10 protein-coding genes are annotated in these 20232 nt (G+C 74.4%); 6 read left to right on the plus strand and 4 right to left on the minus strand.

Going from position 1 to position 20232, the window contains the following annotated elements:
* Position 1: 1 nt before the first annotated feature.
* Genes ACA514_RS34625 through ACA514_RS34640 form a run of 4 tightly spaced genes read left to right on the plus strand, consistent with a single transcriptional unit; the run spans position 2 to position 10631 of the window.
* Positions 2-5146, plus strand: a complete 5145-nt coding sequence (locus ACA514_RS34625) for a type I polyketide synthase (protein WP_375045484.1) — start codon at positions 2-4, stop codon at positions 5144-5146.
* On the plus strand, positions 5143-8238 hold the full coding sequence (locus ACA514_RS34630) for a type I polyketide synthase (protein ID WP_375045485.1): 3096 nt from the start codon (positions 5143-5145) through the stop codon (positions 8236-8238). Before ACA514_RS34625 ends, ACA514_RS34630 begins: the two co-directional genes overlap by 4 nt.
* A gap of 3 nt (positions 8239-8241) precedes the next feature.
* The gene (locus ACA514_RS34635) at positions 8242-9036 is read left to right on the plus strand and encodes an arylamine N-acetyltransferase (protein WP_375045486.1); all 795 of its coding nucleotides are present in this window, start codon (positions 8242-8244) and stop codon (positions 9034-9036) included.
* Complete coding sequence (locus ACA514_RS34640) at positions 9033-10631, plus strand: bifunctional 3-(3-hydroxy-phenyl)propionate/3-hydroxycinnamic acid hydroxylase (RefSeq protein ID WP_375045487.1); 1599 nt, start codon at positions 9033-9035, stop codon at positions 10629-10631. The genes ACA514_RS34635 and ACA514_RS34640 overlap by 4 nt, the downstream gene beginning before the upstream one ends.
* Here the strand turns inward: ACA514_RS34640 and ACA514_RS34645 are convergent.
* Positions 10615-13365 carry an AAA family ATPase gene (locus ACA514_RS34645; RefSeq protein WP_375045488.1) on the minus strand — a complete coding sequence of 917 codons (2751 nt, stop codon included), beginning with the start codon at positions 13363-13365 and terminating at the stop codon, positions 10615-10617. The two genes, ACA514_RS34640 and ACA514_RS34645, sit on opposite strands and share 17 nt — an antisense overlap.
* 247 nt (positions 13366-13612) lie before the next feature.
* Between ACA514_RS34645 and ACA514_RS34650 the strand changes: the two genes are divergently transcribed.
* Positions 13613-15481 (plus strand): multicopper oxidase family protein, encoded by a 1869-nt coding sequence (locus tag ACA514_RS34650; RefSeq protein WP_375045489.1) that lies wholly within the window; start codon positions 13613-13615, stop codon positions 15479-15481.
* Positions 15482-15507: 26 nt separating this feature from the next.
* Here ACA514_RS34650 and ACA514_RS34655 read toward each other — a convergent pair whose 3' ends face one another.
* A complete protein-coding gene (locus ACA514_RS34655; RefSeq protein ID WP_375045490.1) occupies positions 15508-16953 on the minus strand; it encodes an NDP-hexose 2,3-dehydratase family protein in 1446 nt (481 codons plus the stop codon).
* Between the two features lie 147 nt (positions 16954-17100).
* Between ACA514_RS34655 and ACA514_RS34660 the strand changes: the two genes are divergently transcribed.
* Positions 17101-18183 carry a Gfo/Idh/MocA family protein gene (locus ACA514_RS34660; protein ID WP_375045491.1) on the plus strand — a complete coding sequence of 361 codons (1083 nt, stop codon included), beginning with the start codon at positions 17101-17103 and terminating at the stop codon, positions 18181-18183.
* Here ACA514_RS34660 and rfbB read toward each other — a convergent pair.
* Both rfbB and ACA514_RS34670 read right to left on the minus strand, forming a co-directional pair.
* Positions 18137-19102: a dTDP-glucose 4,6-dehydratase gene (gene rfbB / locus ACA514_RS34665; RefSeq protein ID WP_375045492.1), complete on the minus strand. Its 966-nt coding sequence runs from the start codon at positions 19100-19102 to the stop codon at positions 18137-18139. The two genes, ACA514_RS34660 and rfbB, sit on opposite strands and share 47 nt — an antisense overlap.
* Positions 19099-20163 carry a glucose-1-phosphate thymidylyltransferase gene (locus ACA514_RS34670; RefSeq protein ID WP_375045493.1) on the minus strand — a complete coding sequence of 355 codons (1065 nt, stop codon included), beginning with the start codon at positions 20161-20163 and terminating at the stop codon, positions 19099-19101. The genes rfbB and ACA514_RS34670 overlap by 4 nt, the downstream gene beginning before the upstream one ends.
* Between the last annotated feature and the right edge of the window lie 69 nt (positions 20164-20232).

Consider the following 20232-nt stretch of genomic DNA (forward strand, 5'->3'; position numbering starts at 1 on the left):
CGTGACCAACGACGAGAAACTACGCGAATACCTGCGGCGGACCCTCGCCGACCTGCGGCGGACCCGCCGCAGGCTGCACGATGCCGAGGCGCGCCGCACCGAGCCCGTCGCGATCGTCGGGATGGCCTGCCGCCTGCCGGGCGGGATCGCCTCGCCGGAGGACCTGTGGCGGCTGGTCGCCGGCGGCCGCGACGCCATCGGCCCGTTCCCCCGCGACCGCGGCTGGAATCCCGACGAGCTCTATGACCCCGACCCCGGACGTCCCGGACGCACCTACACCCGAGAGGGCGGCTTCCTGACCGAGCCGGGTGGGTTCGACGCCGCGCTCTTCGGCATCTCGCCGCGCGAGGCTCTCGCCGTCGACCCGCAGCAGCGGCTGCTGCTGGAGGTGTCGTGGGAGGCACTGGAACGCGCGGGAATCGACCCGACCTCGCTGCGCGGCACGCGCGCCGGGGTCTTCACGGGGCTGATGTTCCACGACTACCGGGACAACCTGGCGACTCTCCCGGAGGGGCTCGAAGGCTATTTCGGCATCGGCAATTCCGGCAGCGTGGCCTCCGGCCGCGTGTCCTACACGTTCGGGCTGGAGGGCCCGGCGGTAACGGTGGACACCGCGTGCTCGTCGTCGCTGGTGGCGTTGCACTTGGCGGCGCAGTCGCTGCGGTCGGGCGAGTCCTCGCTGGCTCTGGCCGGGGGAGCGGCGGTGATGGCGACCCCCGAGGTCTTCATCGACTTCTCGCGGCAGCGCGGCTTGGCCGCAGATGGGCGCTGCAAGGCGTACGCGGACACCGCCGACGGGACGGGCCTCTCGGAGGGCGTCGGTGTGCTCGTGCTGGAGCTGTTGTCGGACGCGCGCCGCAACGGCCACGAGGTGCTGGCCGTGGTACGCGGTTCGGCGGTCAACCAGGACGGTGCCTCCAACGGCCTGACCGCGCCGAACGGCCCGTCGCAAGAGCGCGTGATCCGGGAGGCGCTGGCCGCCGCCGGCCTGAGCGCCGCCGACGTCGACGCCGTCGAAGGCCACGGGACCGGGACGCGGCTGGGCGACCCGATCGAGGCGCGGGCACTGCTGGCGACCTATGGCCAGGACCGTCCGGACGACCGGCCGCTGTGGCTGGGGTCGCTGAAGTCGAACATCGGCCACACCCAGGCGGCGGCGGGCGTGGCCGGGGTGATCAAGATGGTGCAGGCGCTCCGGCACGGCGTGCTGCCCGAGACGCTGCACGTCGACGCGCCGACGTCGCAGGTCGACTGGCAGGCCGGCGCCGTCCGCGTGCTGACCGAACCGGTGACGTGGCCGCAGGCGGACCGTCCGCGCCGGGCGGGGGTGTCGTCGTTCGGCGTGAGCGGCACCAACGCGCACGTGATCATCGAACAGGCCGCCGAAGACCCTGCGAAGGACGCGGAGGAGAGCGCCGGACCCGGCGCCGTCCCATGGCTCCTCTCGTCCCGGACCGCGGACGGGCTGCGCGCGCAGGCAGAGCGGCTCGCGTCGTTCCTGCGCGAACACGACGACCTCGCACCGGCCGAGATCGGGCACACCCTGGCCACGGCACGGGCGACGCTGGAGCACCGGGCGGTCGTGGTGGCCGGGGACCGCACCGAGGCGATCGCGGCCCTGGCCGGAGTCGAGTCGGTAGGCCCGGCCGTGGTCGAGGGCAGGACCGTCTTCGTGTTCCCAGGGCAGGGGACGCAGTGGACGGGAATGGGAGCCGATCTGGCCGCCGAGTCGGAGGTCTTCGCTGCTTCTCTGGCGGAGGTCGAGGCGGCGTTGCGGCCGTACGTGGATTGGTCGCTTACCGAGGAACTGAGCGGTCCGCTTGATCGGGTGGACGTGGTGCAGCCGGTGTCGTTCGCGGTGAATGTGGCCTTGGCCCGGTTGTGGGAGTCGTTCGGCGTCCGTGCCGACGCGGTGGTGGGGCACTCGCAGGGCGAGATCGCCGCCGCGCATGTGGCCGGTGCGTTGTCGTTGGAGGACGCGGCGCGGGTGGTGGCGTTGCGCGGCCAGGGCATTGCTCGGGGCCTGGCGGGCCGGGGCGGCATGGCGTCGGTCGCGCTGCCCGAGGACCGGGTCGCCGCGCGGCTGGCGTCCGGCCTGGAGATCGCCGCGGTGAACGGGCCCGCCTCGGTCGTCGTCGCCGGGGAACCGAGCGCACTCGACGCCCTGCTGGTCGCGCTGGAAGCCGACGGGGTGCGGACGCGGCGGATCCCCGTCGACTACGCCTCGCACACCTCCCATGTGGAGTCGGTTGAGAGCGAGTTGGCGGATCTGCTGGCCGGGGTCGTCCCGCGCGCGTCGCGGATCCCGTTCTTCTCGACGCTGGAAGGGCGCTGGCTGGACACCACCGAACTGGACGCCGGGTACTGGTACCGCAACCTGCGGCGGACCGTCCGCTTCGCCGACGCCGTTGAAGCGCTCGCCGAGGACGGCTTCAAGGCGTTCATCGAGGTCAGTGCCCATCCGGTGCTGACGCCCGGCATCGCGGAGGTCGTCGCGGAACCGTCGGTGGCCCTCGGCACGCTGCGCCGCGACGAGGGCGGCCTCGACCGGTTCCTGTGCTCCGCCGGGGAGGCGCACGTCGCCGGGCTCGCCGTGGACTGGAGCCGCGCGTTCGGGCCCGGCCCGTTCAGGCGCGCGGACCTGCCCACCTATGCCTTCCAGCATCAGCGCTATTGGCTGGAGGGCGGCCGCGGCCGAGGCGACCTCACCGCCGCCGGGGTGGAGGACGCAGGTCATCCCCTCCTCGGCGCGGCCGTTCCGCTGCCCGACGGTGCCGTCCTCACCGGCCGACTGTCGCTGCGCGACCACGGATGGCTCGCCGACCACGCCGTCGCGGGCACGACCGTGCTGCCGGGGGCGGCGCTGGTCGACCTTGCGCTGCGCGCCGGCGCCGAGACCGGCCACGACGCGCTGGACGAACTCGTCATCGAAGCGCCGCTGACCGTCCCGGACCAGGACGACGTGCAGATCCGGGTCGTGGTCGCCGATCTGGAGGTCGGAATCCACTCGCGGCGCGGCCAGGGCCGGTGGACCAGGCACGCCACAGGCCGCCTCTCCGCCGGGCGCCGTGCGCAGGCGCCGCTCCCGTGGCCCGTGGCGGACGCCGAACCCGTCCCCGTCGATGACTTCTACGAGCGGAAGGCCGCCGAGGGCTACGAATACGGGCCCGCCTTCCGAGGGCTGCGGGCCGCCTGGCGGCGCGGCGAGGAGGTCTTCGCGGAGGTGGAGCTGCCCGAAGGCACCGGCCCGGACGGCTTCGGGCTGCACCCGGCCCTCCTGGACGCCGCCCTCCAAACCATCGGCCTGCTCGGCGCGACGAAGCCAGAGAACGGCCGGATACCGCTGCCCTTCGCCTGGAGCGGCGTGCGCCTGCACGCGTCCGGCGTGTCGGCGCTGCGCGTCCACGCCACCCACCAGGGCGCGACCTCCGGATACGCGATCGCCCTGGCTGACCGGGACGGGCGGCCCGTCGCCTCGATCGACTCCCTCACGCTCAGGCACGTCGACCCCGACCGGCTGGCACCCGCCCACGACCTGCTCTACCGGCTCGACCACGTGCCGGTCTCCCTCCCCAGCGCCGCCGGAGCGCGGATCCCCGGCGACGACGTCCTCGACCTGACCGACCGCGGCGGCTGGACCCCCGAGGTCGCCCGCGAGCGGACGGCCGAGGCGATCGCCTTCCTGCGCGACCGGCTCGCCGGCGACGGCGGCCCGGTCGCGGTCCTCACCGGCGACGCGCCCTACGACCTCGCCGCCTCCGCCGTCCGCGGCCTGGTGCGCGCGGTGCAGCGCGAGCAGCCGGGGCGGATCGTCCTGGTGGGGGCGGACGCGGAGGAGGACGCCCAGGACCTGCTGCCGCGGATCATCGCCTCCGGCGAACCGGAGATCGAACTGCGCGCCGGACGCGCCCACGCGCCCCGGCTGGCCCACGCGGGCGCCGGCCGGAGGAACCCGCCGTCCCCGGATCCGGACGGCACGGTCCTGGTCACCGGCGGGACCGGGACGCTCGGCGGCCTCGTCGCGCGGCACCTCGTGCGGGCGCACGGGGTCCGCCGGCTCGTCCTGATCAGCCGGCGCGGCCTCGCCGCCCCGGGCGCGACCGAGCTGTACGCCGAACTGCGCGAAGCCGGAGCCCACGTGACCGTCGAGGCCGCCGACGCCGCGGACCGGGAGGTGCTGGCGGCGGCGCTCGCGGCGATCCCCGCCCGGCATCCGCTGACCGGCGTCGTCCACGCCGCCGGTGTCCTGGACGACGCTCTGCTGGACGACCTGGAACCGTCGCGGCTGGCTCCGGTGCTGCGGCCCAAGGCGGACGCGGCCTGGTACCTGCACGAGCTGACCCGTGACCTGGACCTGGCGGCGTTCGTGCTGTTCTCCTCCGGCGCCGGGGTGCTCGGCAACGCGGGGCAGGGCAACTACGCGGCGGCCAACGGGTACTTGGACGGGCTGGCCCGCATGCGGCGCGCCGAAGGACTGCCCGCCGTGTCGCTCGCCTGGGGGCTGTGGTCCCGGGCCAGCGGCATGACCGGTCACCTCGACGACGCCGCGCTGGGCAGGCTCTCGCGCGGCGGCCTCGCGGCACTCTCGACGGCCGAAGGGCTGGCCCTGTTCGACGCGGCCCTCGCGGCCGAGGACGCCGTCGTCGTCCCGGCGCGGTTCGACCCCGGCGCGCTGCGGTCCCTCGCCTCCGACGGCGACCTGCCGCCCGTCCTGCGCGGTCTCGTCAACGGGTTCCGCCTGGACGGGCCGCCTCCCGCCGGCGTGCCCGCCGCGTCGTTCGCCGACCGGCTCGACGGACTGTCCGCGGCCGAGCGGACGAACACGGCGCTCGACCTGGTCAGGCGGAACGCGGCCGCCGTCCTCGGGCACGACGCCCCGGACGCCGTCGGCGCGGCGCAGGCGTTCAAGGACCTGGGCTTCGACTCCCTCGCGGCGGTCGAACTGCGCAACCGGCTCGCCAGGGCGGCGGGCGTGCGGCTGCCCGCCACGCTCGTCTTCGACCACCCGACCCCGGCGGACCTGGCCCGGCGGCTCCTGTCCGAGCTCGCGCCGGAGCCACCCGGCGAGCCCGACGGCATCGCGGCGGCCATCGCCGAGATGGACGTGGACGACCTGGTGGAACGGGCTCTGGGAGGGAACCGATGACCGACGGCAAGGTGGTCCGCGCACTGCGTGCCGCGCTGGTCGACAACGAGCGGCTGCGCGAGGAGAACGACCGGCTGAGACGCACCGCCGCCGCCGACCCCGTCGCCGTCGTCGCGGCCGCCTGCCGCCTGCCCGGCGGGATCGCCTCGCCCGAGGACCTGTGGCAGCTCGTCTCCGAAGGACGCGAGGGCCTCTCGCCCTTCCCCGATGACCGGGGCTGGGACCTCGACGGGCTCTTCGCCGCCGAGGCCGGCCGGTCCGGCACCTCCTACGTGCGGGAGGGCGGCTTCCTGCGCGACGCGGGAGCCTTCGACGCCGCCCTGTTCGGCATCTCGCCGCGCGAGGCGCTCGCGATGGATCCGCAGCAGCGCCTCATGCTGGAGATCTCGTGGGAGGTGCTGGAACGCGCCGGCATCGCCCCCACCTCGCTGCGCGGCGAAGACGTCGGCGTCTTCACCGGCGTCATGTACCACGACTACGCCGCCGCGCTCGCCGAGGTCCCGGACGACCTCGAAGGGCTCCTCGGGACGGGGACGTCCGGCAGCGTCGTGTCCGGGCGCGTCTCCTACACGTTCGGGTTCGAAGGGCCCGCCCTGAGCATCGACACCGCGTGCTCGTCCTCCCTGGTGGCGGTGCACCTGGCCGCACGGGCGCTGCGCGACGGCGAATGCCGGCTCGCGCTCGCCGGCGGTGTCGCCGTCATGGCGCGGCCGTCGCCCTTCATCGAGTTCTCCCGGCAGCGCGGCCTCGCGCCCGACGGTCGCTGCAAGGCGTTCGCCGACGCCGCCGACGGCACCGGCTGGGCCGAGGGCGCCGCGGTCCTCCTCCTGGAGCGCCTGTCGGACGCCCGCCGCAACGGCCATCCCGTGCTCGCGGTCGTGCGCGGCAGCGCCGTCAACCAGGACGGCGCCTCCAACGGCCTCACCGCCCCCAACGGGCCGTCCCAGCAGCGCGTCATCCGGGCCGCCCTGGACGCGGCGGGTCTGTCGCCCGCCGACGTGGACGCGGTCGAGGGCCACGGGACCGGCACCCCGCTCGGCGACCCGATCGAGGCGCAGGCCCTTCTCGCCACCTACGGGCGCGGCCGCCCCGCCGGCCGCCCGCTCTGGCTGGGGTCGCTGAAGTCCAACCTCGGGCACGCGCAGGCCGCCGCCGGCGCCGCCGGGATCATCAAGATCATCGAGGCGCTCCGGCACCGGGCGCTGCCCGCCACGCTGCACGTGGACGCGCCGTCCACGAAGGTCGACTGGGAGGCGGGCGCGGTCCGGCTGCTCACCGGACCGCGGGACTGGCCCGACCCGGGGCGCCCGCGCCGGGCCGGGGTGTCGTCGTTCGGCGTCAGCGGCACCAACGCGCACGTGATCATCGAAGAGGCGCCGGTGCCGGACGCGCCCGCAGATCCGCCCGCCGCCCCGACCGCACTGCCGTGGGAGATCTCCGGGGCGACGGCGGACGCGCTGCGGGCCCAGGCCGCGCGCCTCGCCTCCCACATCGGGGAACGTCCCGCGCTGGAGCCCGCCGACGTCGCCGCGTCCCTGGCGGCCGGCCGGGCGGCCCTCGCGCACCGCGCGGTCGTCGTGGCGGCCGGCCGGGACGAGGCGCTCGCCGGACTGCGCGCGGTCGCGGCCGGGGAGCCCGCGCCCACCACGATCACCGGCGTCGCGGACGTCGAGGGCAGGACCGTCTTCGTGTTCCCCGGGCAGGGGACGCAGTGGACGGGAATGGGCGCCGATCTGGCCGCCGAGTCGGAGGTCTTCGCTGCGGCTCTGGCAGATGTCGAGGCGGCGTTGCGGCCCTACATCGATTGGTCACTCGCCGAGGAACTGCGTGGTCCGCTCGATCGGGTGGACGTGGTGCAGCCCGCGTCGTTCGCCGTCAACGTGGCTCTCGCCCGGTTGTGGGAGTCGTTCGGTGTGGTGCCCGACGCGGTGGTGGGGCACTCGCAAGGCGAGATCGCCGCCGCGCACGTGGCCGGTGCGTTGTCGCTGGAGGACGCGGCGCGGGTGGTGGCGTTGCGGAGCCAGGCTATTGCTCGAAGCCTGGCGGGCCGGGGCGGTATGGCGTCGGTCGCGCTGCCAGAGGAGCGGGTCGCCGCGCGGCTGGCGTCCGGCCTGGAGATCGCCGCGGTCAACGGGTATGCCTCGGTCGTCGTCGCCGGTGACGCCGGCGCCCTGGCCGAGCTGATCGAGTCCTACGAGGACGAGGGCGTGCGGGTCCGCCGCGTCCCCGTCGACTACGCCTCGCACACCTCGCACGTCGAGGCGATCCGCGACGAGCTCCATGCGCTCCTGGACGGGCTCGCCCCCAAACCGTCGCCGGTGCCCTTCTACTCCACTGTCGAAGGGACATGGCTGAACACCACGCGGTTGGAAGCCGCCTACTGGTACCGCAACCTGCGCGGCACCGTGCGGTTCGACGCCGCCGCCCGCGCTCTCCTGGACGACGGATTCCGGGCGTTCGTGGAGGTCAGCGCCCATCCGGTGCTGGCGGCCGAGATCAAGGACGCCGCCGGTCCGGCGGCGGCCGCGGTCACCGGCACGCTGCGCCGGGGCGAGGGCGGCCTCCGCGCGTTCCTGCTGTCAGCGGGGGCACTTCGCGTCCGCGGCGCCGGGGTCGACTGGTCGGCGTCCCTGGCCGGCCGGCGGCGCGTCGACCTCCCCACCTACGCCTTCCAGCACCGCCATTACTGGCTGGAATCCGTGCCCACCGCCCGGGCGGCCGCGACGCCTCCCGAGGAGGCGGGGGAAACGCCGTCGCCACTCGCCGGGTTCGACCAACTCGACGGGGACGGACGCCGGAGCGCGCTGGTGGAGTTCGTGCGGACGGAGGCCTCGGCGGTCCTGGGCCGGCCGCCCGCCGAGACGCTCGCCCCCACCGACGTCTTCTTCGAGGTCGGGTACGTGTCGCTGACCGCCGTCGAACTGCGCGACCGGCTGGCCGCCGCCACCGGACTGGAACTGCCCGCAATGCTGATCTTCGATCGGGCCACCCCGGCCGAACTGGCCGACCACCTGCTGGCCGAACTGACCGACACCGCACGCAATGACACCGCACGCAATGGCACCGGAACCGCCGAGACCGCGGAGGACTGACCCATGGGCTTCGACGTCGACACCTACCTCAAGGCGCTCGGCCACCACGGCCCGGCCGCGCCCACTCTGGAGACCCTCCGCTCACTGCACCACAGCCACCTGCGGACCTTCCCGTACGACAGCGCGCTCAACACCGGTAGGGACGCGACGCTGTGGGCCGGGGTGGACATCGACCGGGACGCCGCGTTCGACGAGATCGTCGTCGGCGGGCGCGGCGGCGTCTGCTACGAGCTCAACGGCCTGTTCCGCCTCCTGCTGGAGGAGTTGGGGTTCGACGTCGGCGTGTTCGGCGCGGGCATCCGCCAGATGGACGGCTCGTTCGGCCCCGACCTGGAGCACGTGTTCAACCACGCCCGCCTCGGCGGCGAGCTGTACCTGGTCGACGTGGGCTTCGTCGGACCGTCCTACCTGGAACCGCTGCGCGTCACCGCCGAGGTGCAGCACCAGCACGGCAACCGATTCCGTGTCGTGCGGGTGGACGGCTACCACGTGGTCGAACGCAGCGGCCGGTCCGGGACCTGGCAGGCGGTCTACAGGTTCCGTGACCGGCCCCGCGACCTCGCCGAATGGCAGGACCCCTCGGCGGAGCTGGAGGCGTTCGCCCGGGCGCTGGCGGGGGCCGGGATCCTGGTGCGGGGACGGTCCTTCGCGACCGGCCAGCGCGTGCTCATCGGCAAGCGCCTGCTCACCGTGGACGACGGCCGCGAGACCGTCCGCGTGCTCACCGACCCGGCCGAGCACGAGCGCGTCGTGGCCGAGATCCTCGGCTCGCCCGCCGCCGCGAGGAGCGCGCGGTGAACCGGGCGGGCACCGACGTCCTCGTCGTCGGGTACGGGCCGGTCGGGCAGGTGACCGCCACGCTGCTGGCCGGGCGCGGGCACCGCGTCACCGTCGTGGAGCGCCGGCCGGAGCCCTACCCGATGCCGCGGGCGGTGTCCTTCGACGGCGAGTCCGCCCGCATCCTCGCCGCGGCGGGCATCGGCGAGGCCCTGCGCACCGTCGCCGAGCCGTCCCGCGACTACGTCTGGACGAACGGGGACGGCGCGACGCTGTTCGAGGTGGACGTCGCCGAGCGGGGCTGGTCCGGATGGCCGGACTCGGTCTCGATGTACCAGCCCGGGATCGAGGCGGCCCTGACCGAGCGCGGCGCCGCGCAGCCCACGCTGCGGGTGCTGCGCGGCCACCGCCTGACGGGCCTGCGCGACGCGGGAGACCACGTGGAGGCCACCGTCGACGGCCCCGAGGGCGGCGTGCTGACCGCCCGGTACGTCGTGGGCTGCGACGGCGCGAACAGCGCCGTCCGCGACGCGCTCGACGCCGCCGCCACCGACCTGCGCTTCTTCAACGACTGGCTGACCTGCGACGTGCGGCTGCACGAGCCGCGCCGCTTCGTCCCGAACAACCTCCAGGTCTGCGACCCGGCCCGGCCGCGCACCGCCGTCTCCGCCGGGCCCGGCCACCGCCGGTGGGAGTTCATGCGGCTGCCCGGCGAACCGCGGGAGGAGTTCGGCAGCATCGAGAACGTGTGGCGCCTCCTCGCGCTGTTCGGCGTCGAGGAGAGCGGCGCGACGCTGGAACGCCATGCCGTCTACACCTTCCAGGCGCGCTACGTCGACCGGTGGCGGACCGGCCGGGTCCTGATCGCGGGCGACGCCGCCCACCTGATGCCGCCGTTCGCCGGGCAGGGCATGTGCTCGGGATTCCGGGACGCGGCGAACCTGGCCTGGAAGCTGGACCTCGTCCTCACCGGCCGGGCCGGCGAGGCGCTGCTGGACACCTACACCGACGAGCGCCGCGAGCACGTCCGGCACGCCATCGCCATGTCCGTCGACCTCGGCCGCGTCATCTGCCAGACCGACCCGGCCGCCGCCCGCGACCGCGACGAGGTCATGATCGGCGTGCGGGAGCGCGGCCTCGCCGCGCCCCCGCCGTCGGCCGTCCACCCGCTGACCGGGGGGCTGCTCGCCCGGGACGCCGGCGGCCGCCCGCGCGGGGCGGCGGGCGAGCTCACCCCGCAGGGCCGGGTCCGCATCGGCGGCCGCGAAGGGCTGCTCGACGACGTCATCGGCGCCCCCGGCTTCGTGCTGCTCACCACCGAACCGCCCGGCGAGCTGCTCGACCCCCCGCACGCGGCGGCGCTGGCTCGGCTCGGCACCCGGTTCGTGCGGCTGGACGCGGCGGCGGACCTCGACGCCGTCCATCTGCCGTACCTGGCCCGCGCCGGGGCGGTCGCGGCGCTCGTCCGCCCCGACTTCTACCTGTTCGGCACGGCCGCCGACCGGGCCGGCGCCGCCGCCCTGGTCGAGGAACTGCTCGACGGGCTCGGGGCGGGCGCGGACCTCGACGCGGGCGCGGACCTCGGTGCGGGTGGTGCCGTCAGCCGGTCTTCCTGAGCCCGGCCCACAGGTCGGCGGGCAGCTCCTTGCGGCGCCGGATGCCGAGCTTGCGGTAGATGCGGGTGAGGTGCTGCTCGACCGTGCTGGGGGTGATGTAGAGCTTCGCCGCGATCTCCCGGTTGGTGTTGCCGACCACCGCCAGGGACGCGACCCGGCGCTCGGAGTCGGTGAGCGACGCGATGCCCTCCAGCCCGTCCGCCATCGCCTCCGCGCCGCCGAGGTCGGCCTGCACCGACAGCAGCTCCCGGGCGAGCGGCCGCATCCCGCACATGTTCGCCACGTGCAGCGCCTGGCGGAGCAGCAGGCGGGCGCGCCGCCGGTTGCCCGCCGCGTGGACGCGGCTGAGGCCGGCGAGGACGCGCGCCTGCTCGAACCGGTCGCCCGACGCCTCGGCGAGGTCGACCGCCTCGGTCAGCAGCGGCAGCCGCCGCCCGGCCGGGCTCGCGGCGGCGAGGACCCGCAGCGCCGGGCCGCGGCCGTCGGTCCGCGCGAGCTGCTCGCGGACGAGCCGGCGGGCCTGGTCGCGGTTGCCGAGGCGCAGCCACGCCTCGGCCGCGTCGGTGCGCCACGGCACCGGCCCGGCGGCGTCCAGGCCCCAGCCGCGGATCAGCTCGCCGCAGCTGAGGAAGTCGGCGAGGGCCGCGTGGGCGTGGCCGGACGCGAGGTGGTGATGGCCCCTGGCGTACAGGTAGTACAGGCCGTGACGGCTCTGGAACATCGCCTCGGGGACCGACAGGGCCAGGCACCGGGCGGCCTCGTCGTGCTCGCCGGCACGGGTGGCGGCCAGGATGCAGGTGCCCAGCGGGTACCCGATCGCCACGCCCCATGACTTGGGGCTGAGGCGCGCCAGTGCCTCCCGCGCCTCCCGCAGCGCGCTCGGCAGGTCGCCCGTCCGCAACGCGACCTCCGCGCGCGCCGCCGCGAAGAACGCCGCCCGGGTGCCGTCGCCCTGGGACGCGCCGTTCCGCCCCTCACCGGACGGTTCCTCGCACCACGCCGCCGCGACGTCGAGACGGTCCGCGCGCAGCAGCACCTGCACGGCCAGCAGGGCCGCCTCCACCGTCCACGGGTTGCGAAGGTGCAGCGGGAGGTCGCGCAGGACCTGCTCGGCGCGGGCCGCCACCGTGTGGCTCCGGCGGCGGATGAGCCCGTCGGCCAGGACCGCCGCCGCGTGCAGCTGCGGATCGCCGCCGAGAGCCGGGACGGCGAAGGCCTTCTCGGCGGCCAGCACCGGCGTGCGCCGGTTGCAGGCCAGCGGCGGATGCGCGTAGGCCAGCCACACCTCGGCGTCCCGGAGGCCGCCGCTCTCGGAGCGGGCGTCGGCGCGCAGCCGGTCCAGGACCCGCACCGCCTCCTCGCCGCGTCCGAACCAGAGCAGCCGGCCGGCGAGGGCCAGCCCGTCGGCGACGCCGAGCCGGCCGCCGAGGGCGGCGGTCACCAGCGGGGCCAGATGCCGGGCGGCCGAGGCCGGCGCGGTCTGCCACTCGGCGCCGGCGAGGCGCGTGCGGACCGCGGCGCGCTCCCTCTCGCCGGACAGGCCGCGGTGCGCCAGGCGCAGGAAACGCGCCGCCTCCTCGGTCCGGTCGTCGAGCAGCGCGTGCTCGGCCGCCTCGGACAGCACGGCCGCCGCCCACGGCTCCTGGGCGTGGTCGGCGTGGACGAGGTGCCGGGCCACGCGGGTGGCGGCCGCGCCCTGGTCGTGCAGCAGGCGCGCGGCCCGGCGGTGCAGCTCGGCCCGCTCCGCCGGGGCCAGGTCGTCCAGCACCGCGTCCCGCGCCACCGGGTGGCGGAACCGGCCCTCGTCCAGGAGCCGGGCCGCGTTGAGCGCGCCGAGGGCGCGGCCGCCGTCCTCGGGCTTCAGCGACACGAGCGGCCACAGCTCGGCCGGCGCCGCCTCCTCGCCCATGATCGCCAGGGCTTTCGCCACCGCGGGCGTCGCGGGGTCGCCCCGGTGCAGGCAGCCCAGGAACGCCAGCCCGTACCCCTCCGCGCGCGGGCCGCCCGCGACCCGGGCGTCCTCGGCCAGCGCGTCCAGCAGCAGCGGGTTGCCGCCGCTGATCGCGTGCAGGTCCGCGGCCGGGGCCGGCGGGGCGCCGGACGGCCCGGCCGCGGCGCGGGCGGTCCCGGCCGGCGACAGCGGCCCCACCCGCAGCCGGTGCAACTCCGGCCTGCGGAACAGCTCGGCCAGGAACGTCAGGTGCCGCGGCCGCGGGACCGGCTCGTCGGCGAGCACCACCAGCACCGGCGCCGACGCCAGCCGCCGGACCAGGTGGAGCAGGAGGTGCAGGGACGGGACGTCGGCGTAGCGCAGGTCGTCCACGGTGATCAGGAGCGGCTCCCGCTCGGCGTACCCGAGCACGGCCAGCACGAGTTCGTGGTGCGTGCGCACCGCCCGCGGCGACGCGGGGCCGGCGTCCGGGACGTCCGCCGTCGCCGCGAGCCCCTCCAGGAGGCGGCCGGACGGATCGTCCGGGCCGTCCGGCCGGGGCAGGTCCCGCAGGAGCTGGCCGGCGACGCCGTAGGGGAGCTGTTGCTCGGCGGGGGAGCAGGAGGCGCGCAGGCACCGGAATCCGGCCCGTTCGGCGCGTTCGGCGAGGTCGCGCAGCAGCGCGGTCCGGCCGGTGCCGATCGGCCCTTCGAGGAGCGCGACCCGGCCGCGGCGCGCCAGGCAGTCCCCGAGCAGGCTGTCGAGTTGCTGGATCTGTTCGTCTCGTTCGACCAGTGCGACCACGGATCCGATGATCGAAGATGCCCGCCCACTGCCCGGCAATCGCGCGCCTATCGGACGACCGAATCCCGGGGTGGGACGCGGGCCGGCCCTGCCGGTTCACCGTGACGCGCACGTTCTTCCACTGTCGGAGTCCCGGTAAACCCGTGAAGCCGGCGCGCGAACCCCTGAATTCCGGCCCGCCGATGGAGCCGGCGCCGCCGCGGGCGAAGGATCGGCTGCGCCGCCCATGCCCGCAGAGGAGCCCCCCATGCCCAGCCGACGTCAGTTCATCGCCGGATCGGCCGCCGGTATCGGCGTGGCCGCCACCGTTCAGGCGAACCTGTCCGCGTTCGCCTCCGCGTCCCGCGTGTTCCGCGGGGCTCCCGCCGACCTCGCCAAGTTCGCCGACCCGCTGCCCGTCCCGGCGGTGCTGAAGCCCGACACCGCGCTGACCCTGCGGCAGCGCGCCGGCACCGTGAAGCTGCACTCGCAACTGCCCGACACGCCCGTCTGGGGCTACGAGGGCGCCTACCCCGGGCCGGTCATCGACGTGCGGCGCGGGCAGCGCGTCAAGGTGAGCTGGCAGAACCGGATCGAGGGCAAGTTCCCGGTGACCGCCGTGGAGGTCCCCTTCACCGGGCTCGACTCGATCCTCAGTCCGGGGCGGGGCGGCGCCGAGCCGCTTCCCGACATCGCGGACCTGGCCCCCTGGGTGGTCACCCACTTGCACGGCGGCGCCATCAGCGGCGACAGCGACGGCTGGCCCAAGAACGGGATCTCCTATGGCCAGGCCCAGGCCGCCGAGTACCCCAACGCCCAGCGTGCCTCGACGCTCTGGTACCACGACCACGCCATGGACATCACCGCCTACAACGTGTTCGCCGGCTTATCGGGCCTGTACCTCATCCGCGACCCGGAAGAGGACGCGCTGAAACTGCCGTCCGGCGCCTACGAGATCCCCCTGGTCATCGCGGACCGCAATCTCGACACCAACGCCGACGACACCTTCAACGGGCGGCTGCTGCACAAGGTCGGCTACTACGACACCAACGGCCGGCGGATCTCGCTCCCGTTCGCCGGCCCGTACAACCTCGTCAACGGGAAGATCTGGCCGTACCTGAACGTCGAGCCCCGCTGGTACCGGTTCCGCGTGCTGAACGGCGCGAACGGGCGCACCTACACGCTGGAGCTGCGCAAGGAGAACGCCGACGGCACCAGCACGCCGGTGACCGGCGCGTTCGTCCAGATCGGCACCGAGCAGGGGCTGCTCGGCGCCCCCGTCAAGCAGGACCGGGTCACGCTGTCCCCGGCCGAGCGCGCCGACATCCTGATCAACTTCGCCGCGTTCAAGGGGGCGCGGCTCCGGCTGTCCAACACCGACACCGCCACCTCGCCGCTCGGCCCCGAGATCCTGCAGTTCCGGGTGGGCGGAACGGCCGTGACCGACCCGTTCGCCCTGCCCGCCAAGCTGGCGCCGTCGTTCTCCCGGCTGACCGCCGCGAAGGTCCCGTCGGGCTACACCGAGCGGTACGTCGCGACCGCCACCCACGACGGCACGTCGAGCGGCCATCCCGAGATGTGGGAACTGGCCAAGACGCCCGCCGGGTACGTCCCGCAGAAGGGCGACCGCATCGTCACCATCGTGAAGGACGGCAAGAGCACCACCTACCGGAAGGTGGCGGGCACCTTCGACGAGGCCGTGACGTTCAACGTCTCCCTCGACGGCTGGGAGGTCTGGAACTTCATCGACCTCGCCGGCCCGAACCATCCGATGCACATCCACCTGGTGTCGTTCCAGGCCCTGGCCCGCGACGTCTACACCGTCACCGTCGCCTCCGACACCGCCAACGACGTCTACACCTACACCGCCACCTACAGCGCCCCGAAGGGCCTCGGGCCGGACGAGCAGGGGTGGAAGGACACGATCCGCATGGACGAGCACGACCACGTGTCGGTGGCCGGGCGGTTCCACAGCGGGACGGGGAACTACGTGTACCACTGCCACATCCTCGAACACGAGGACCACGGCATGATGCGCCCGTTCGTCGTGGCGCCCAAGGCGATCCAGACCGCGATGGCGGCCAGGATGGGGGCGGCGCGGCCCGCCTCCTCGCCCCTCGGGCACCACCACGGCTGACCGCCGCGGCGGGCCGGGCCGGGCGGTCAGCCGGCCCGGCCCGCCAGGCTGTGCAGGCAGGCGACCAGGCTGCGCGCCTCGACGTTGACGTAGTGGCTGTGGCGCAGGAGCCCGACGAGCTGGTGAAGGGTCAGCCACCGGTAGTCGGGCCCCGGGTCGGGCGCGTACCCGGCGTCCACCTCGGTGATCATGTAGCGGTTGCGGGCGTGGTGGAACCGGCCGCCCTCCTCCGACAGCACGCTCGAGAAACGGACCCGCCCGGTCGGCGCGGACAGCACCTCGTCCAGGAAGGGCGGCCGCGCCGCGTCCGGCAGCCAGGTGTAGTTGCCCGGTGTGCACCGCACGGTCGGACCGAGTTCGAGGACGTCGAGGTAGCCGGGCTGGACGCCGGCGTGGACCAGCGCGTGCAGGACGCCGTCCACCTGCTTCACCAGGAACGCGTTGACGCCGACCCCGACCGGCTCAACCAGCGGCTGGTGCCAGTGGGACACCTCGCGATGCCCGCTCCGCACCTCGACCCCGATCACCCGGAAGAACAGGCCGGACTCGTGCTCGACCGCCTCCTCGCCGCGGTGCCACAGTTCGGCCTCGCGGAGCGGCACGCGGTGCGCCAGCACCTCTTGCCTGCTTCGGGACTCGGTGATCCAGCTCAGGATGTCGCCGATGCCGTGCAGCCCCGCGAACTCCTCGCTGCAGGAGCGCAGCACCGACTGCCGGAACTCCTGGTCGCGGACGGGATAGGACGACGACAGCCCGACGCCCGAGAACGGCAGGCACGACAGCACCGTGCGGGCGTCCATGTTGACGACCGTGTCGTCCGCCAGCAGCCGGTGGAGCTGGCCCAGGGTGAGCCACGCGAAGCCCTCCAGCGGCTCCACCTCGTCGTCGGTCTCGACGATGATGTTGCGGTTGCGCTTCTGGAAGAACCACGCGCCCTGCTCCGACTGGAGCACGTCGGCGACCACGCGGTGCCGGCGGGTGTCGCGGAAATAGTCGAGATAGGGGACCGGGCTGCCCTGGTGCACGCGCATGTAGTTGCTGCGCGTCGCCTGCACGGTGGGGGAGATCTCCACGCCGTCGGGATTGCCGGGCTCGTTCTTGGCCTGCATGAGGAAGTGCAGGACTCCGTCGATCTCCTTGGCGAGGATTCCCAGGATGCCGATTTCCGGTTGCAGCAGGATCGGCTGCGTCCACGCGGGGACCGCCGCGCCGGCGACCTCGGCCGACAGGCCCGTCACCGTGAAGAACCGGCCGCTGTCGTGGCGGATGTCGCCGGTGGCCGGGTCGGTGGCCCAGCGCTCCAGCCGATCCAGCGGCACCCGCTCGACCTGCGAGACGTCGCTGCGGCGGCGCTCGGCGAACCACTCGCGGAACCGCGCCTCGGACAGCACGCCCTCGGCCGCCTGCGCCGATTCGGCGATCCGCACGGCCCTCCGGTGGTCGGTCGTCAGCGCCGTGATGATCCCCGACATCGGTCCTCCTGGAAATGGCCTCGGCAAGGATTCCAATATGCCGGTAAAGGGCAATTCCGTGCCGCTGTGGCGGCAATGGACAGGGGGTGTTGAGGGGGTGTGCCCGGGGGGAGTAATCACACGTCAGGGGTAACGCGTCCCGTCGGCATGCCTAGCCTCATCGTGATTCGCCAATCCTATTTACTGGAGGCCGTACCGGTGAATTCGGAACCATTGAGAATCGCCGTCATGGGCTGCGCGGACATCGCCTGGCGGCGGGCGCTGCCGGCCCTGGCCGCCCATCCGGACGTCCGGCTGACCGCGCTCGCGAGCCGCGACCCGGCCAAGGCGCGGCGCTTCGCCGAGCGGTTCGGCGGCGAGCCGGTGGTCGGATACGAGGCACTGCTGGACCGCGCGGACGTCGACGCGGTGTACGTGCCGCTGCCCGTGCACCTGCACGCCGAGTGGGTCGGGCGGGCACTGAGGTCCGGCCGGCACGTGCTGGCGGAGAAGCCGCTGACCGCCTCGGCCGCCGACACCGAGGCGCTGGTCGCGCTCGCGGAGTCGCGGGGGCTGGCGCTGCTGGAGAACTTCATGTTCCTGTGCCACGCGCAGCACGCCCGGGTCCGCGACATGGTCGCGCAGGGCGTGATCGGGGAACTGCGCACGCTCACCGCCGAGTTCGCGTTCCCGCCGATGGCCGACGGCCGCAACATCTACCGTCCCGGCCTCGGAGGAGGCGTGCTGGCCGAGGTCGGGGTCTACCCGCTGCGCGCCGCCCTCCTCCACCTCGGGACCGGCCTCGAGGTGCGCGGCGTGCACCTGCGGTACGACGAGGCGCGGGGCGTGGACGTGGCGGGCGCGGCGCTGCTGGCCGACCCGTCCGGCCGCACCGCCCACTTGACCTGGGGCGCCGAGCACGCCTACCGGTCCCGGTACGCGCTGTGGGGCAGTTCCGGCCGGATCGAGCTGACCTGGGCCTTCACGCCGTCCGCGGCGCACCGTCCGGTCGTGCGGATCGAACGCCAGGACCACGTCGAGGAGCTGGCGCTCCCCGCCGAGGACCATTTCGCCGGCGCGGTCGCGTCCTTCGTCGCCCGGGTCCGGGACGGCGTGCCGTCCGTCCTGGAAGGGGAGACGGTGGTCGAGCAGGCGCGGCTGGTGGACCGCGTGCGCCGGCACGCCCTCGACCAGGACGGACCGGTCAGACCAGCGGTTCCCACCAGCGCCGGTTCTCCCGGTACCAGGTGACGGTCGCGGCCAGCCCCTCGGCGAAGCGGATCCTCGGCTCGTAGCCCAGCTCCGCGCGGATCCTGGCGTCGTCGACCGCGTAGCGCCGGTCGTGGCCCTTGCGGTCGGGGACGTGCTCGACCCGGTCCCACCCGGTCCCGGTCGCGTTGAGGAGGAGGCCCGTGAGCTCCCGGTTCGCCAGGGACGTCCCGCCGCCGATGTTGTAGACCTCGCCCGGCGCCCCTTTGGCCCGCACCAGCTCCAGAGCGCGCGCATGGTCGTCCACGTGCAGCCAGTCCCGCACGTTCAGGCCGTCGCCGTACAGCGGGACGCGCCGGCCGTCCAGCAGCCGGGTCACGAACAGCGGGATGATCTTCTCCGGATGGTGGTACGGCCCGTAGTTGTTGGAGCAGCGCGTCACCCGCACGTCCAGGCCGTGGGTGCGGTGGTAGGACAGCGTGAGCAGGTCGGCGGCCGCCTTGGACGCCGCGTAGGGCGAGTTGGGCCTGAGCGGTGCGGTCTCCGGTGACGACCCCGCCTCCACCGATCCGTACACCTCGTCGGTGGACACGTGGACGAACGTCCGCAGACCCGAGCGGAGCGCCGCGTCCAGCAGCGTGCCCGTCCCGAGCACGTTGGTGCGCACGAACGCCTCGGCCGCCGCGATCGACCGGTCCACGTGCGACTCGGCCGCAAAGTGCACCACCTCGTCGTGTTCGGCGACCAGCCGGCCCGCGAGTTCGGCGTCGCAGATGTCGCCGTGCACGAACCGGAAACCCCGATGGCCTTCGACCGCGGCCAGGTTGGCGAGGTTGCCCGCGTAGGTGAGCGCGTCCAGCACGGTGACCGACACGTCCCCCGGGCCTTCGGGGCCGAGGAGCCGGCGGACGTAGTGCGACCCGATGAAGCCGGCGCCGCCGGTGACCAGGATCCTCGTCATGCGATCCGCACCCGGCTGTAGTCGCCGAGGACGAGGCGGTGGGCGGCGCGGGTCCGCGCGGCGGGGGTGACCTCGACGGCGCGGCCCACCAGCGACGCCTCGATGGGCCGCACGCCCTGGATGGTGGAGCCGTCGAGCACGATGGAGTACTCGATCTCGCTGTCCTCCACGCGGACGCCGTCGCCGATGGAGGTGAACGGGCCGATGTAGGAGTCCACGATCCGGGCGCCTTCGCCGATGATCGCCGGGCCCACGATGCGGGTGCCCTTCACGATCGCGCCGGGCGCGATCCGCACCCGGCCGATGATCTCGGTGTCCCCGTCGACCTCGCCCTCGACGCCGTGTTCGAGGGACTCGAGGACGGTGCGGTTGGCCTCCAGCATGTCGTCGACGTTGCCGGTGTCCTTCCAGTACCCGGTGATGACCGTCGACCGCACGTCCAGGCCGGCGTCCAGCAGCCACTGGATGGCGTCGCTGATCTCCAGTTCGCCCCGCTCGGACGGCGCGATCGCGCGGACGGCCCGGTGGATCGCGGGGCCGAACAGGTACACCCCCACCAGCGCCAGGTCGCTCTTCGGCCGGTGCGGCTTCTCCTCGATGCCGACGATCCGGCCGTCCGGCCCCAGCTCGGCGACGCCGAAACGGCTCGGGTCGGGCACCTCGGTGAGCAGCAGCCGGGCGTCGGCCGGGTCCGCGCGGAAGCCGGCGACGACGCCGGTGATGCCGCCGACGATGAAGTTGTCGCCGAGGAAGAGCAGGAAGTCCTCGTCGCCGAGGAAGTCGCGCGCGATGAGCACCCCGTGCGCCAGGCCCAGCGGCGCCTCCTGCCGCAGGTAGGTGACGCGCAGGCCGAAGCGCGACCCGTCGCCGACCGCCCTTTGGATCTCGGCCGCGGTCTCGCCGACGACGATGCCGACGTCGGTGATGCCCGCGTCGGCGATGGCCTCCAGCCCGTAGAAGAGGACGGGCTTGTTCCCGACGGGCACCAGCTGTTTCGCGGACGTGTGCGTGATGGGGCGCAGCCGTGTTCCGGACCCGCCCGAGAGGACCAGGGCTTTCATGCTGCCCATGGTCGGGGGAGGGGCCGGGGCGCCGTCCCCTGACGTCCGGCCGGGAACCCCTACGGGGGC

It is taken from the genome of Actinomadura sp. NTSP31, assembly GCF_041951385.1.
In the GTDB taxonomy this organism is placed as follows: domain Bacteria; phylum Actinomycetota; class Actinomycetes; order Streptosporangiales; family Streptosporangiaceae; genus Spirillospora; species Spirillospora napierensis.